General features: G+C 57.6%; 12 protein-coding genes. 7 read left to right on the top strand and 5 right to left on the bottom strand.

Going from position 1 to position 14,773, the window contains the following annotated elements; genetic code table 11:
• Position 1: 1 nt before the first annotated feature.
• Both QP868_RS00730 and QP868_RS00735 read right to left on the bottom strand, forming a co-directional pair.
• Positions 2-1,630 carry a DNA repair helicase XPB gene (locus tag QP868_RS00730; protein WP_284924588.1) on the bottom strand — a complete coding sequence of 543 codons (1,629 nt, stop codon included), beginning with the start codon at positions 1,628-1,630 and terminating at the stop codon, positions 2-4.
• Positions 1,627-3,627, bottom strand: coding sequence for a helicase-associated domain-containing protein (locus tag QP868_RS00735; protein ID WP_284924589.1), 2,001 nt, complete (start codon positions 3,625-3,627; stop codon positions 1,627-1,629). The genes QP868_RS00730 and QP868_RS00735 overlap by 4 nt, the downstream gene beginning before the upstream one ends.
• 227 nt (positions 3,628-3,854) lie before the next feature.
• On the opposite strand from QP868_RS00735, the gene QP868_RS00740 reads away from it, so the two are divergent.
• The 5 genes from QP868_RS00740 to QP868_RS00760 all read left to right on the top strand — a co-directional run bounded on the left by QP868_RS00740 (position 3,855) and on the right by QP868_RS00760 (position 7,282).
• On the top strand, positions 3,855-4,109 hold the full coding sequence (locus QP868_RS00740) for a hypothetical protein (RefSeq protein WP_005881882.1): 255 nt from the start codon (positions 3,855-3,857) through the stop codon (positions 4,107-4,109).
• A gap of 56 nt (positions 4,110-4,165) precedes the next feature.
• A complete protein-coding gene (locus QP868_RS00745; protein ID WP_284924590.1) occupies positions 4,166-4,528 on the top strand; it encodes a cold-shock protein in 363 nt (120 codons plus the stop codon).
• Positions 4,528-5,388 (top strand): DUF3027 domain-containing protein, encoded by an 861-nt coding sequence (locus QP868_RS00750; protein ID WP_284924591.1) that lies wholly within the window; start codon positions 4,528-4,530, stop codon positions 5,386-5,388. Before QP868_RS00745 ends, QP868_RS00750 begins: the two co-directional genes overlap by 1 nt.
• 81 nt (positions 5,389-5,469) lie before the next feature.
• Entirely contained in the window at positions 5,470-6,744 is a 1,275-nt protein-coding gene (locus QP868_RS00755; protein ID WP_284924592.1) for an MFS transporter, read from the top strand.
• Between the two features lie 43 nt (positions 6,745-6,787).
• Positions 6,788-7,282, top strand: a complete 495-nt coding sequence (locus tag QP868_RS00760; RefSeq protein WP_284924593.1) for a DUF456 domain-containing protein — start codon at positions 6,788-6,790, stop codon at positions 7,280-7,282.
• 63 nt (positions 7,283-7,345) lie between these two features.
• Here the strand turns inward: QP868_RS00760 and serC are convergent, their stop codons facing one another.
• On the bottom strand, positions 7,346-8,473 hold the full coding sequence (serC, locus tag QP868_RS00765) for a phosphoserine transaminase (RefSeq protein ID WP_284924594.1): 1,128 nt from the start codon (positions 8,471-8,473) through the stop codon (positions 7,346-7,348).
• 81 nt (positions 8,474-8,554) lie between these two features.
• Between serC and pdxH the strand changes: the two genes are divergently transcribed.
• Together pdxH and QP868_RS00775 are read left to right on the top strand one after the other, a co-directional pair.
• Complete coding sequence (gene pdxH / locus QP868_RS00770; RefSeq protein WP_284924595.1) at positions 8,555-9,208, top strand: pyridoxamine 5'-phosphate oxidase; 654 nt, start codon at positions 8,555-8,557, stop codon at positions 9,206-9,208.
• Positions 9,209-9,315: 107 nt separating this feature from the next.
• A complete protein-coding gene (locus tag QP868_RS00775; RefSeq protein WP_284924596.1) occupies positions 9,316-10,002 on the top strand; it encodes an iron-dependent transcriptional repressor DtxR in 687 nt (228 codons plus the stop codon).
• Here the strand turns inward: QP868_RS00775 and QP868_RS00780 are convergent.
• The gene (locus QP868_RS00780; RefSeq protein WP_284924597.1) at positions 9,989-13,084 is read right to left on the bottom strand and encodes an acetyl-CoA carboxylase family protein; all 3,096 of its coding nucleotides are present in this window, start codon (positions 13,082-13,084) and stop codon (positions 9,989-9,991) included. The two genes, QP868_RS00775 and QP868_RS00780, sit on opposite strands and share 14 nt — an antisense overlap.
• On the bottom strand, positions 13,084-14,766 hold the full coding sequence (locus QP868_RS00785; RefSeq protein WP_284924598.1) for an AMP-binding protein: 1,683 nt from the start codon (positions 14,764-14,766) through the stop codon (positions 13,084-13,086). Before QP868_RS00785 ends, QP868_RS00780 begins: the two co-directional genes overlap by 1 nt.
• Positions 14,767-14,773 lie beyond the last annotated feature (7 nt).

A 14,773-nucleotide genomic window follows, 5' to 3' on the forward strand; every position in this document is an offset into this window, starting at 1 on the left:
GTTAGTCCTGGGGGAAGTTTTCGATCGTGTAGGAATACCCCTGTTCGGTGAGGAAGCGCCGGCGGTGTTGGGCGAAGTCTTCGTCAACGGTGTTCGCCGTGACGATCGTGTAGAAGGTTGCGGGGAGCGCGTTTTCTTTTGGTCGCAGGATCCTGCCTAAGCGCTGGGCTTCTTCTTGCCGGGAGCCAAAGGAGCCGGACACCTGAACGGCGACGGAGGCCTGCGGAAGGTCAACGGAAAAGTTAGCGACCTTTGACACGACAAGAACACGAACCTCCCCGTTGCGGAAGTCCTCGTACAGACGTTCACGCTCAGACTCGGGAGTTTTTCCGGTCAGAACGGGAGCGTTGAGGGCTTCGCCCAGCTCCTCGAGTTGGTCCAGGTACTGCCCAATCACCAGAATCTGGGCGTCTGGGTGTTCCTTGACGATGTGCTTCGTGGCCCGCACTTTAGCTTCACAGCTGGCAGCTAAGCGGTAACGGTTTTCGCCTTCTGCGCTCGCGTATGTGGAACGCAAGTCCCGGTCGAGTTTGACGCGTACTTCGTGGCACGTCGCAGTGGCGATGTGGCCGGCCGCTTCGATTTCTTTCCATGGAACGTCGAACTGTTTGGGGCCAATGAGGGAGAACACTTCTTCTTCTCGCCCGTCTTCGCGCACCAGGGTGGCGGTGAGCCCTAACCTGCGTCTCGCTTGGAGGCCCGCCGTGAGTCGGAAAATGGGGGCGGGCAGCAGGTGGACCTCGTCGTAAATCACCAGTCCCCAGTTGCGCGCATCCAGGAGTTCTAAGTGTAAATAGGACCCTTTTCTGCGGGTGGTGAGCACTTGGTAGGTGGCGATTGTGACGGGGCGAATCTGTTTGAGGTTCCCGGAGTATTCCCCGATCTCTTCTGGTGTCAAACTGGTTCTGCGCAACAGCTCAGCTTTCCACTGTTTAGCAGAAACTGAGTTTGTCACCAGGATCAGAGTTGTCGTTTGCACGCGGGACATGGTTGCTGCACCCACCACAGTTTTGCCCGCCCCGCACGGAAGCACGACAACCCCTGATTCGCCTTGCACAAACGCGTCGACTGCGCGCTCTTGATAGTCGCGCAGGTTCCACGAATCTGTGAGTCCAATGGTGTGGGCTTCGCCGCTGATATAACCGGCCCGGTCGGCCACGGGGTGCCCCAACCTGAGGAGACGGTGCTTGAGTTCACCTCGTTCTGACGGGTACACCTCGGTAGACTCGTCGTCGATCTTTTGACCCAGAATGCCTTGCATGTCCGGGTGCGCTCGCAGTTTCTCAAGCAGCGCGGTGTCCGTGGACTGGAGGGTTAATCCGTGCGTGGGGTGGTCGATCAGGGTGAGGACTCCAAAGCGGTCCATCGTGTCAACAATGTCGACCAACAGTTCATGTGGCACGGGAAACTTGGCGAACTCGATAAGCGTGTTGACCACGGATTCCGCGTCATAACCACTCGCGCGAGCATTCCACAGTCCCAACGGGGTGATGGTGTAGGTGTGAATGTACTCAGGAGTCTTCGACAGTTGGGCGAACGGCGCAATAGCCACGGCAGCGACTTGCGAATCTGGGTGCCCGGACTCTAAAAGAAGCGTGCGGTCCGACTGAACAATAAGTGGCCCGGTCATGACACCTCCTTGCTTGGTTGTGCTGCGATCACTCTTACCAGTGGAACGGTCACTTCTCCGGAACCGCGACGACCTCGGACCAGGCCACCGGCTACCGCGATGGGGGTGAGCGTGACTGCTTGGCGGCCACCGGTTGCGGTTGCAACGGTGAGCGTGAGAGGGGTGCGTGAGTCGATAGCTTCGCGGATTGTGTCCGCAATTGTGATGGGTGCGCCCTGGGCGTCGCCGGTGTGGGATGTGAGCATGTGATAGAACGCGCCGAGGTCGTTCATCCGGGTGGTTCGAGTGCGGACAGTGCGCGTGTTGGTGGGTACGCGGGCTCGTGCTGGGGCTGGAGGTGAGGATTTCATGACGTCGATTCCGTGGGTAGACAGGAGCACGCCCAAACGTTCAGGACCCACGCTGGAAATGGCCACGGTGGGTGCGACTCGGGTGAGTTTCGCGGCTGCGAACAGGGGGTCGGCGATGAGCGGGTCGAGTTCTTCGGGGTCGTTTACCACGATGACGCCGCGTGCTGCTGACACGGTGACGCGACCAAGTTTCGCTGCCGTGTCACGGATGAGGAAGTCCAGGGGGCCGGGCACCTCGGTTGAGGACACGCGTTCGATGAGCTCAAGGATCGCTGCTGTTGAAAGGCCCGATTCTAGTGCGCGGGTGATCGACGCCGCGGTGAACCGGTACACGGTTCCTTGGCCCCTGGTTTCAACGGTCGCCACTTGATCCAGGGCCGCTGCGGTCTCTGGGTGCAGGGGGCCGGTGGCAATCGCGGTGAGATCGGATTGGGTGATGACCGTGCGTTCGAGTTCAGGCAGTAGCGGGGGGACTAGGTGGGCGAATTCGTCCGGAGCGTCTAGGCGGTCGCGGTCGAAGCACAGAGGGCTGAGTTCAGCGGTCATGCGCGTCTGCATGTGTTCAGCGAGTGCTGCGCCCAAGTGGGTGAGCCCGGACGAGTCGGTTGCGTGAAATGGGGTGAATGTGAGCCCTAAGTGTTCTGCTTCAGTGAGTATCTGCCGAACTGTGGGCTCATCGAACCCGAGTGTGAGCGGGTGGCGGAACTGAGCGTGAGCCACGAGGTCGGCGGTGGCGATCGCGTGCTGATCTGGGGCGAGTTCGTTGAGTAGGGTCAGCACCCGGTAGCGCGCAAACGGCATGACTGGTCGAGGCGCAGGAGGTGGTTGATGCGTGCCTAGAACGTGTGTTTTTTGGTCGTTCCACGTGGTTCCGGTACCCACATGAAGCGTGTTGGGTGTAAGGGTGAGCCAGCTGCCCACGGCTGACACGTACGCGTGTGCACGGTCGTCGTGAAACGCGTCCCATGCGACCGTGGGCATCCACTGCGGGTCATCGTGGGAGTCGCTCACGCCAATGAGTCCCAGCGCGCGGGCAAGTTCCAGCAAGAACACCACTGTGGAAACGTCCGCCGAGGTGCGCGCCGCCAAGGTGGACACGTCCCTTTTGCCTATCCCACCTCGGACTAATTGGGAAGGCTTCAGAGCTGCGAGCGCTTCTGCGACGGCACCCAGATCAGTGAGCACCTGGTTGACTGCCGCTGCGGCAGCGTTTGTGGGCACGGAGTGTGGAACGGTATGTGTTTCCGGTGAGTCCGGGGTGTCCAGAGTGGTCCAGCGAGGCGGTGTCGCTACCGCGGACGCTGTTGTGGGTAGGAGCGCAATGGCTTCTGACTGGATGCGGTGGCCGTCGCCGGAGGGCCATGCGAGGGCAGCGTCGATAAGTGCGTTGAGGTCGGGACTTTCTGGTAGGCCGGTGATGAGCGGGCCGGTGCGTGCACTGCGGGCCATCTTCCACGCCAGTTGGAGTTGTTGTGCGTTGAGTGACTCCAGGCCTACGGCTACCGCGGCGCGGGAAGACGCGAGTCCAGCTAAGCGTTGAAATGAAGCGGTGTCGGAGCGGACTAGGTCACGGCGACACTCCAGGATCGCTATGAGCGTTTCCTTGGGGGCGGAACTGATCCATGACGCAAATGACACAGTAGACATCTCGAACCAGTGTAGTACCCGGAGTTGTGCCTGAAGGCGTGCCCGAGGTGTGGCTGGAGTCAGGGCTGAAGATAGTTTCCGAGGTGGGGAGGTATCCAGAGTGAGAGAAGCCCTGTATAATATTCGAACAATACACGTATTTGCGGGTTCGCCTGTGGGCGCTCGCCACTGCGTTTAACACCGGCCCCCAATGTGGGCCATTGTTTTTGTTGAAAGGAGGAAGCCGTATGACCGGGGAAAGACCAGACCGCGTACCGCAGCGCGCGTCGACCATGTCGGGAACGGACTTCCTTCTGGCTGTGCTAGCGCTTTTATTTTCAGTTGTGGGGGCGCTTTCGGTGGCCGCTGTCGTGTTCATGGGAGTACGTGACCACACGCCGCCCACATTTCTGATGGCCTGTGCGTATATTGCCTCACCAGTTGCAATTCTTTTGCTGGGTGTGCTGTGGGTTCGCATGGTCATCAAACGTCGTAAAGCATAAGTTTTTTTCTTCCTTATCGCTCTAGTTTTTTATCTCATCTCCGAAAGGAAACAATCATGCCTGTTGGTCGTGTTAAGTGGTTTGATCAAGAAAAAGGGTTCGGCTTTGTCACAAGCGATGAAGGCGACATGTTTTTGCACCAGTCTGCTCTTCCCGACGGTGTCAAGGTAGCGCCGGGAACACGGCTAGAGTTCGACGTAGTTGACGGGCGCCGCGGAAAGCAGGTTCTCAAGGCTCGTCTCATCGATGCGGTCAAGCGCAACCGTGACCCCAAAAAGACTGCGGATATGATCGATGATGTCATTACACTGCTTGAAGATACTTCGGCGGGACTTCGCCAGGGCCGGTTCCCTGACCCTGTGTTCTCGAACAAGGTCGCTGAAGTGCTCAGGCACATCGCAGACGACCTGGAGGTCTAATGAGCGGGCTCTTTACCGCATGGCTCGAATCGGTGGACCCCGGTTCTACCTTGGAGCTGGACCCAGTTCTTGAAAACGCTGTCGACATTGCACGGCGGGCGCTTCTTGATGTTGTTCCCGCCGAGGTCGTGGGGAGACACCTCGGTGTTTCGTGCGAAGCGCGGTGCAGTGCCACCCATACTTTTGAGTGCCTGGACCCGGCGTACCCCGGTTGGGCGTGGACGGCCGTGATTGCACGTGCCCCGGAAGATGACGCTCCTGTCACCGTGTGTGAAACTGCTTTGCTTCCTGGTGAGGAAGCTCTGACAGCGCCCAAGTGGGTTCCCTGGCAAGACCGTATTCAGCCAGGTGACCTGGGTACCCGCGATGTCTTGCCAAAGAAAGACTTTGACGACAACTTAGAAGGTGGCTTCGAGCAGGTCGAGGTTGTCGCTGGTGACAACGTGGACCAGATCCCTAACTATGAACTGGGTCTTGGGCGGGTGCGCGTTTTGTCGTCTACTGGCTTGTCGCGTGCGGCGACGCGGTGGGAGCGTTCGGAATCTGGGTCCGACGGAGAGTACTCGCGCCACGCATCTGCGCACTGCTCCACATGTGGTTACCTGCTACCGATTGCAGGTTCACTGCGCATGCAGTTTGGAGTATGTGCGAACGAATGGTCACCCTTTGACGGTCGCGTGGTGTCACTCGATTCGGGATGTGGCGCACACTCGGAAACCGATGTGCGTAAACGTCGCGAAGAAACCCCGCAGGCAGTCATTGATGACAAAGTCGAACATTTCGACATGGTGGATACAACAGAATCAGAAGACACCGGTGGTTCACATGACACCACCGAACACAACAAGTCAGAACACTGACGTAGAGTACATTCGTAAACGGTTGTGTACGACCGCTTAAAGGTGAGCGGGTAGGAGGACACGCACAATGGGGGCGGGCACATGAGCTCGACATTCCGCTCATTGAGCGAACCCAATTACCGGAACTGGTTCGTTGCAGCACTCACGTCCAACACCGGCATGTGGATGCAGCGAACGGCCCAAGACTGGCTGGTGCTCACTGAACTGACTGACCACAACGCTACTGCCTTGGGAATCGGCATGGCGTTGCAGCTGGGTCCGCAACTTCTCTTATTTCCTTTTGCTGGAGCGATTGCTGACCGCTTTAGTAAGCGCGGGGTACTCATGATCACTCAAGCGCTTCAAGGTGCCAGTGGTTTTGTTTTATTGACCCTGTATTTAACAGGCGCGCTGAACATCTGGTGGGTATACGGCATGTCCCTCTTCTTGGGACTTGTCATGTGTCTTGACGCGCCCACGCGCCAATCCTTTGTTTCAGAGTTGGTAGGTGACCGGCTCTTACCCAACGCAGTCTCGCTCAACTCGGCATCCTTTAACGGGGCGCGTCTCTTAGGGCCCGGAATTGCGGGTCTCCTGACCGCCTCGGTAGGGGCTGCGGTGGTCTTCGCGATCAGCGGACTGGGATACATTGCCACCCTGGCAGTGCTGATTGGTTTGGACAAGTCTCGCCTGCATCCTTCGCCAAGGTCCAAGGCTCACGGTTTGAAATCGGTCCTGGGTGGTTTCACATACATCAAAACACGCCCAGACATTGTGGTGGTCCTGTCGATTCTGTTTGTTATCTCCACCCTGGGTTTCAACTTCAACATCTTTACGGCCACCATGGCGCGCGTCGAGTTCGGAAAAGATGCGGCAGGCTTCGGGCTACTGTCCTCAATTATCGCGATTGGATCAGTCGCTGGTGCTTTGCGTTCGGCCAGCCGTGAAAAGCCCAGACTCCGTTACGTTTTCTGGGCCGCTGGAGGGTTTGGCTTCGTGGGAATTCTGGCTGCAGTTGCGCCCACGTATGAACTGTTCGCGATCACGCTTGTAGGCGTGGGCTTTGCCACCATCACCATGCTCACGGCAGCAAACGGTTTTGTTCAGACCACTATTCCCGCGCATGTGCGTGGCCGTGTCATGTCCATGTACACAGCAGTCCTCATGGGTGGGGGAGCAGTGGGTGCTCCGATCTCAGGCTTTATTGCCAACACCTATGGTCCACGTATTGCGTTGCTGGTAGCTGGGACGTCCGGGATCATTGGGATAGCCATTGGTACTTTGTGGATGATGACCGCCAAGAATCTTCGAGTCCACCGGGCCCGTTCGCGCAGATTAGTGTTCTTCACGTACGACGGGAAAACTCCACGCAAATAGGCCGGCACACACACCGTAGACTGTGTGCGACGAAAGGACCCAGATGACCACGATCATTGTTGTGACCGTACTGTGCGCATTGGCCATATGCGTGGGGCTGTTAGGGATTGTGATCCCGGTGTTGCCCGGTTCGATCCTCATATGGATTAGCAGTTTGGTGTGGGCAATTTTTGCGAACTCCACGCCAACCTGGATCGTCTTTGCAGTCATCACAGTGTGTGTCGCAGCCGGAATGGCTTCATCATGGGTCCTCACCGGTCGCAAACTATCAACCATGAAGATCCCCAAGTCCACCCTGTTGGTTTCGGGTGCGCTTGCTTTGGTGGGCTTCTTCTTAATCCCAGTCGTGGGGCTTCTTTTGGGCTTTGTTGTGGGTCTGTTCGTGATGGAATACCAACGGTTAAAAGACGCATCAACAGCCTGGGCATCTTCCTGGGCGATCATCAAAACAGCGGCACTGGGCATTGTGGTTGAGCTCAGCTTCGCCTCAATTGCGGCATTGGCGTTCGCCGTTGGGTGTTTCGTTTACTTCACATAAACGCGCGGCCGGTTCGCTTAAGCGCGGCCGGTTCGCTTAAGCACAGGGCCACGCGTCTGTCAGCTAACGGTTGTCCAGCACGTAATCGATGCACGCAAGAAGTGCCTTGACGTCTTCCGGTGGCACCGACACGAACGTGGCAATCCGCAACTGGTTACGCCCCAGCTTGCGGTACGGTTCAACATCGACAACTCCGGAAGCGCGCAAGGTCTTTGCCACCTCGGCGGCGTCCACCGAGTCATCGAAATCCACGGTGCACACAACGGCGGAACGGTCCTGCACCTCGGTCACAAACGGGGTAGTTTCAGGGCGCTTTTCTGCCCAGTCGTACACCAGTTGCGAGGATGCGCGGGTGCGTTCGGTAGCCCAGGCCAGGCCACCCTGGGCGTTGATCCATTCGATCTGTTCGGCCAAGAGCAACAGGGTGGCAACCGCGGGAGTGTTGTAGGTCTGGTTCTTGCGCGAATTGTCGATGGCTGTCACCAGGTCCAGGGAGGCGGGAATCCAGCGGCCGGACTCCTTGATTTCTTGTGCGCGTTGCAAGGCACGCGGGCTCATGATGGCTACCCACAGGCCACCGTCGGAACCCATGTTTTTTTGCGGTGCGAAGTAGTAGACATCAGTCTGGGAGATATCTACTGGGAGGCCACCGGCGGCCGAGGTCGCGTCGATGACGACCAGAGCGTCGTCGGCAATGCCTTGCGGGCGGGTGATGGTGGTTGCGACACCCGTCGAGGTTTCGTTGTGAGGCCATGCGTACACGTCTGCCCCGTCGGTTGCCTGCGGGATAGTTGCAGTGCCTGGCTGGGCATCATAAATGACCGAGTCTTCAAGGAACGGGGCTTGTGCGGTGGCTTTTGCGAACTTGGAACCGAACTCGCCAAACTGCGCGTGAGCTGCACGTGAACGCACCAGGGAGAATGTAGCGACGTCCCAAAAACACGTGGACCCGCCGTTGCCCAAGACCACTTCGTAGCCTTCGGGGAGTGAAAACAGTTGCTGGAGGCCCTCACGGACGCGCTTGACCAGGTTCTTCACGGGGGCTTGGCGGTGCGAGGTTCCTAGGACGGTACGTCCGGCTTGCATGAGCGCGGTGACCTGTTCGTCTCGGATACGAGCAGGGCCGGCACCAAAGCGGCCATCGCGGGGAAGCAGTTCAGACGGAATGGGTGCGTAAGTAGTCTCAGTCACATGTGCAAGTGTAGGGAATGAGCGTAGAGAGAGTGCGGGCGGGTCAAGATGTGTACTTCTTGCCGGCGGTACTATTGGCCTATGAGCCATCTTGAATCGCTTGCTACGACGCGAACCGAGTACCAGGGAAACTCATCTGATTTGGTGGGTGAGAACCCGTTTGAACAGTTCAGTCGGTGGTATGAGGAAGTGGCTGAACACGTGCATGAACCCAATGCGATGGTGGTGTCGACTGTCGATGAGGACGGTCCGGATTCGCGCATTGTTCTGCTCAAGGAGTTCAGCCCGGAAGGGTTCGTGTTTTTCACTAATTACGACTCGACGAAGGGTCGTCAGATCGCTGAGAACCCACACGTGGCGTTGGTTTTTCCGTGGCATGCGGCGCACCGTCAGGTGCGTGTGCGTGGTGTCGCTGAGCGGGTTCCCGCCCAGCAGTCCGACGCGTATTTTGCGGTGAGGCCACGGGGATCGCAGATCGGAGCGATTGCGTCCCGGCAGTCTCAGCCGGTGGGTAGCCGCGAAGAGTTAGATGAGGCGTATGCCCGCGCCGAGGCGGCAGCCGGTGACCCTGTAGTGCGACCTGACAACTGGGGTGGGTATGTGGTGCGCGCTCACACGTTGGAGTTTTGGCACGGGAGTGAAAGTCGCATGCATGACCGTTTTCAGGTGAAGGCTTCTCAGGTGTCGCGTTTGGATGATGCGGCGGCGTGGACGGTGCAACGGCTGTTCCCGTGAGTCGCCCAGTAGTTTGGCAAATGAAAGATGCCTAGCCATTTATTGGATTGTTAATAGAATGATGACTGGGCCACTGGCCAACTGGACGTCATGAGCTGAGGGGTAATGTGAAGGACCTGATCGACACCACCGAAATGTACCTCAAGACCATTGTGGAGCTTGAGGAGCAAGGGGTCAGGCCGTTGCGTGCACGCATTGCAGAACGCCTCGAGCATTCTGGTCCTACTGTGTCTCAAACAGTTGCGCGTATGGAACGCGACGAACTCTTGATCGTGGATTCGGACAGGAGTCTTGAACTCACAGAATCGGGGCGTGAGTTGGCTACGTCGGTGATGCGTAAGCACCGGTTGGCTGAGAGGCTCCTGTCTGATGTGATCGGGCTGGATTGGGAACTGGTTCACGATGAAGCGTGTAGGTGGGAACACGTGATGAGCCAGCAGGTCGAAGAACGCTTGGTGAAAATCCTTCCCACAACGAGCACCAGTCCATATGGCAACCCCATTCCGGGGTTGGAAGAACTGGGGCTTGAACCTGAAACTGGGCCACAAGCACGGGCGCTGACCGATGTCGCTACCACTGACAAAGACCTCACGGTGAAGATCCAGTGGTTGGGTGAGCCACTTCAGGTGGACACGTTTTTGCTGGGGCAGTTCAAGCGCACGGGCGTAGTACCGGATGCCGTGGCTTCTCTGCGGGTCAACGGAGAGTACTTGACCTTGACCGTTGAAGGTGAGCCGGAAGTTTTGGACCTGCCGCCTGAGACCGCGGACAACGTGTTTGTCACTGTGGTGTGATGAGTGAGGCGATCCATTCGCGCGTGTGCACTGGGTCAATCACATCGTCGATATCAAAAACTTCAGCGGCTGAAAGCGCTCTGCCTTGAGCGTACAGTTCGTCAAGGAGCCGCGAATAGAGTTGTTCGCGTTCTTCGCCTTCTACTTGCGCAAGCTCTTTTGCGTACCCCAGTCGCACAGCACCCTCTAAGCCCATGGGTCCCATTTCACCTGCAGGCCATGCGATGCAGAAATCGGTAGCGTGCAGGTATCCCATGGTCATTGCCATGGCTCCAAGACCGTACGCCTTACGGATGATCACTGCACCTGTGCTGCCTGTGAAATGTGCGCCTGCGACGAATAAGTCACCAAAAGCGCGCATGCCAGGTTCTTTTTCTGCCTCCGGTCCCACAATAAAACCAGGGGTGTCGACAAAGCTGATGAGGGGTAGGCCCAGGTTCTCAACACACGCAATGTGCTGAGTAAAAGACCTGGCTGCATCAACATCGATCGCCCCGCCTAAATGGTGGTTGTTGTTGGCGATAAAACCGAAGCTGTGCCCGTGTACCCGCATGAACCCAACAATTGCACCAGAAGCGTAGTCAGTGCGCAGTTCAAGGAACGTGCCGTCGTCGGCCACGCTTGTGATCACGTCACGCATATCAAAGGCGCGAAGGCGATCAGCAGGAACAGTGTTTTGTGGTTCACCAGTGTGTTCGTACTCAGTGACATTCTGCGACAGTCCCAGGACCTTTTGAACGGCTTTCACGGCCGCTTGATCGTCTGGAACAACAATGTCAACGGCCCCTGAACGGCGGTGCACCGCCGTGGGACCTACTTCGCTGACGTCAAAGGTGCCCAGTCCACCTCCTGCGATCATCTGAGGACCGCCCATCCCAATGTTCGCGTCTTCGTGCGCAATGATGATGTCGCACACTCCTGCGAGAGCCGCGTTGCCGGCGAATGTGCGGCCGGCTGCGACCGCAATAAGCGGGACCACACCTCGGAGGCGTGCCAGGGCGGCAAACGTGGAAACGTTGAGCTGGGTTCCTGGTGCAATATCGGTGTCACCGGGCCTGCCGCCGCCACCTTCGACGAAGAACACAACGGGGAGTTTCTTCCGGTGAGCCAGGTCAAGAAGCCGGTCAGTTTTGGCGTGGTTGCGCGCTCCCTGGGTTCCAGCAAGCACCATGTACTCATAGCTCATGATGACAGCGCTGACCGGGCCCGAGGTCGTTTTTACCTGTCCGATTCCGCCCACGAGTCCGTCGGCGGGCGTCTTGGTAATCAATTCTTCGAGGCTTCGTCGCTTACGCTGTGCTGCGATTGCCAGTGCTCCGTATTCGACAAATGTTCCTGGAACTATCAGATCGGCCAGGTTTTCGCGGGCAGTGCGACGGTTCTGACCGTGACGTTTGGCGACCGCTTCTGGGCGGGCTTCGTCGTGTGTGACAGCGTGGCGGTCATTCACCTCTTGAATACCGGGGTGCGGTTGGCTGGTCGCTTGTGTGGCATTTTCATGCGCCCCGTTTGCACCCTGAACAATCCACAGTGCTTGCCCCTTCACGACCGTATCTCCCACGTTCACAAGTGGGCGGGCGTTGACGTGCGGGGGTGCCACAATGGGGTGGTGCATTTTGAGGGCTTCAATGAGCCCAAGTTCGCCCTCATTGGGTTCAAGCGAAACCACAGTTCCGGAAACCGGGGCGAGCACAGCTTCTTCACCGTCTGCAAGATCCGTAGGAACGCTGTGTTCGTCGGCTTCGACTAGGGCTTCTGGGGCAGATTCGACGATGCGTGCAAACTGGGTGTCGATTGTCGATGTCGTGGCGTCTACGGCGTAGGGGAGAAGGGCCTGTAAGAAGCTCACGTTGGTGTTGACTCCGCGAACCTGTGTGCGTGCGAGTGCTCGTTCACAGTTATTGAGCGCGGAGTCAAGATCGTGGCCTGTGCAGATGACCTTTGCTACAAGCGAGTCATAGGCTGTGCCAATTTCTGTGCCTGAACGAATCCACGTGTCGACGCGGACTCCAGCGTCGTGCGGTGCGTCAAAGGCTTCGACAGTTCCCGTCATGGGAACGACATCTCCACTTTCTGTAAACCGTTCCGCACATACTCGCGCCTGCACAGCAACTTTCTTGGTTGGAATAGGCGAGATTTCTCCACCAGTGCCCATTGCTTCGCGCAGCTGAAGTTCAACCAGGTCGAGTCCTGTTACACACTCTGTGACAGTGTGCTCAACTTGGATACGGGGGTTGACCTCCATGAGATACCAGCCGGATTCCGTGACCAGAAATTCGACGGTTGCAAGGGATGTGTAATTGACGTGTTCGAGAAGAGTGCGGGTAGCGTCGTGGAGTTCTTCGCGCACGTTCTCTGCGAGCAGTGCTGGGGCAAGCTCGATGACTTTTTGGCGTCGACGCTGCAGGGAACAGTCCCTGTCGCCCAGAATGTGTACGCCTGTAGACGCGCCAAGAGCCTGCACCTCAACGTGGCGTGCATTCTGAACCCACTGTTCAGCAAAAACTCTGTCGTCACCGAACCCCACGCGAGCTTCATGCGCGCATTGCGAAAGGGCTTGAGCCACGTCATCGTCGTTCGTCACGACTCGAATGCCACGGCCCCCACCGCCAGCTACGGCCTTAATCGCTATTCCATCTGGCGATTCTTCGAGGAGCTGAACCGCTTGGGCAACCCCGGCATCACCACTCAATAGACCCGTGGACTGGGTGACTGAGATGCCCAGTGTGTTCGCCAGCGACTTCGTTCGTTCCTTGTCTCCGACAGCTTCAAGCGCCTGCGGTGTTGGTCCAACAAAAGTTAGGCCGCGATCACGTACCGTGCGGGCGAAGTCAGCGGATTCGGCAAAGAAGCCATACCCCGGGTGAACAAGGGTTGCTCCGTTATTCACTCCTGCATCCAGGACAGCGTCAGAGTCCAAGTAGCTAGGAATCTCCACAGCGGTATCGCACGTGTCGACATGCAAACTAGTGGCGTCATCGGGGGTGTACACACCCACCGTAGGTATCCCCATGAGCCGAGCAGTAGACGCGATTCGCACCGCAATTTCGCCACGGTTAGCAATGAGCAGAGTGTGTGTCATCAGTCCTCTTGGTTAAGTGCGGCTACAAGGTCGACTTTTCTGATCTTGCCGGTCGCGGTCATCGGCATCGCTTCTACGAAGGTGATTTCTGGAATCTTGTATTCCGCGATGTTTGTGCGTGCCCACTCCGTAAGTTCATCTGCTGTGATCTGCGAGCCTTCTGCGCGCACAATGAATGCGACGGGAACCTGTCCGCGTTTGTTGTCATCGCGCGGTGCAACTGCAACACTGCCGACCTCGGGGTGTTGCTTAAAGAACGACTCCAGTTCAGCAGGGAACACACTCATTCCGTTGACCTTGATCATTTCTTTTGTGCGAGCAAGGTAAGTCAGCCCACCGTGATCATCAAAACGACCCGTGTCTCCAGTGAGCAACCACCCTTCAATAAGACTGTCTTCAGTTGCTTCGGGGCGGTTGAAATACCTGGTGAGAACCGAAGGCGAATTGACCAAAATCTGACCGATTTCGCCGGGTCCAACCGGTTTGAGATCGTGATCGACAACAACGATCTGGGTTCCCGGCACGGGGTAGCCCGTGTAGATCGGTTCGGCCTGGAGATCTTGGTTGTTTTCTTGAAGTCCAAACGTGGACGTGTCCATCGTGTGGGTTTCGGTCATTCCGTATGAAGCCTCACACAATAGTGAACCAGTAGCTTTCATCCACTGTTCGCGTAGATCAACCGTGAGCTTGCGGACGAACGACACCGCTAGCACCTGGTCAAGGACGAGTGAACGTGATGCGACGTCTTTAGCGAGCAACTCATAGTAGACATCTGCCGGAGCCACCATGAACGTGACTTTCTGATCTTCGAGCAGTTCCAGCACAGCATCAGGGTGATACCGAGTCAGCAGGACAACGGTCGACCCGTCGACCAGCGGGTTAAGGATGCCGGCGTTTTCTCCAGCGATCCAAAAGATGGGTAGGAAACAGAGGTAGACCTCGGGCTTATCACCCGGGCGCATTCCACGCACAGCCAGTGTACTCAGTGCGGTATACACCATGTGTTCGTGAGTGTGCTCGCACCCTTTGGGCAACCCAGTGGTGCCACCCGTGTAGTTGAGAGCGGCCAGAGAAGCCGGGTCGACCTCGGGACGCTGGGCAAGCGGGGCAGTGTTCGTGATCTCCTGCCAGTCCGCGCTCACTTCTTCACGCTCAAATGGGGCGCGAGGCTGAGGCGTCGCCGTTAGCGTGTCACTCAACCGGGTGTAGGCAACATGAGGAACAGAATCGAGGTCGGCGCGGCTCGCTTCGACAACCTCGCGCAGTTCCTCTTGGGCAACAACAACCTTGGGTGACGAATCGTTGATTTCGTACGTGAAATCGTTGGCGCGGAACATGGGGTTCACTGGGACTAGCACCGCACCCAGGCGCATGATCGCAACAAAAAGAATGAGGTACTGAGGGCAGTTGCCCATGTACAGGGCAACCCGGTCACCCGTGTTGACCCCGTGTAAGCGCAACCATTCAGCAGCACGGTCAGCTAGATTGTCCAGTTCCGAGTATGTAATGTCGCGGCCGTAAAAATGCACCGCTGTGGTTTCGGGGCGTGTGAGTGCCCAATGCGCTACCCAGGTTGCAACGGTTCCGTCAACAGAATCGATCTGCGACAGAGTTTCAGCGGGGCGGTTACGGAGCTCCTCAAGTTCACGAGCAGCCGATTCCCACAGCGGTGCATACGACATGATTTCC

It is taken from the genome of Brevibacterium sp. UMB1308A (genome assembly GCF_030230605.1).
Lineage (GTDB): Bacteria > Actinomycetota > Actinomycetes > Actinomycetales > Brevibacteriaceae > Brevibacterium.

Bases quoted from the DNA above. Each gene is read 5' to 3' on its own strand.
- QP868_RS00780 (WP_284924597.1), bottom strand. From the start codon at position 13,084: ATGACACACACTCTGCTCATTGCTAACCGTGGCGAAATTGCGGTGCGA.
- QP868_RS00755 (WP_284924592.1), top strand. From the start codon at position 5,470: ATGAGCTCGACATTCCGCTCATTGAGCGAACCCAATTACCGGAACTGG.
- QP868_RS00760 (WP_284924593.1), top strand. From the start codon at position 6,788: ATGACCACGATCATTGTTGTGACCGTACTGTGCGCATTGGCCATATGC.
- QP868_RS00750 (WP_284924591.1), top strand. From the start codon at position 4,528: ATGAGCGGGCTCTTTACCGCATGGCTCGAATCGGTGGACCCCGGTTCT.
- QP868_RS00745 (WP_284924590.1), top strand. From the start codon at position 4,166: ATGCCTGTTGGTCGTGTTAAGTGGTTTGATCAAGAAAAAGGGTTCGGC.
- QP868_RS00740 (WP_005881882.1), top strand. From the start codon at position 3,855: ATGACCGGGGAAAGACCAGACCGCGTACCGCAGCGCGCGTCGACCATG.
- QP868_RS00735 (WP_284924589.1), bottom strand. From the start codon at position 3,627: ATGTCTACTGTGTCATTTGCGTCATGGATCAGTTCCGCCCCCAAGGAA.
- pdxH (WP_284924595.1), top strand. From the start codon at position 8,555: ATGAGCCATCTTGAATCGCTTGCTACGACGCGAACCGAGTACCAGGGA.
- QP868_RS00785 (WP_284924598.1), bottom strand. From the start codon at position 14,766: ATGTCGTATGCACCGCTGTGGGAATCGGCTGCTCGTGAACTTGAGGAG.
- QP868_RS00730 (WP_284924588.1), bottom strand. From the start codon at position 1,630: ATGACCGGGCCACTTATTGTTCAGTCGGACCGCACGCTTCTTTTAGAG.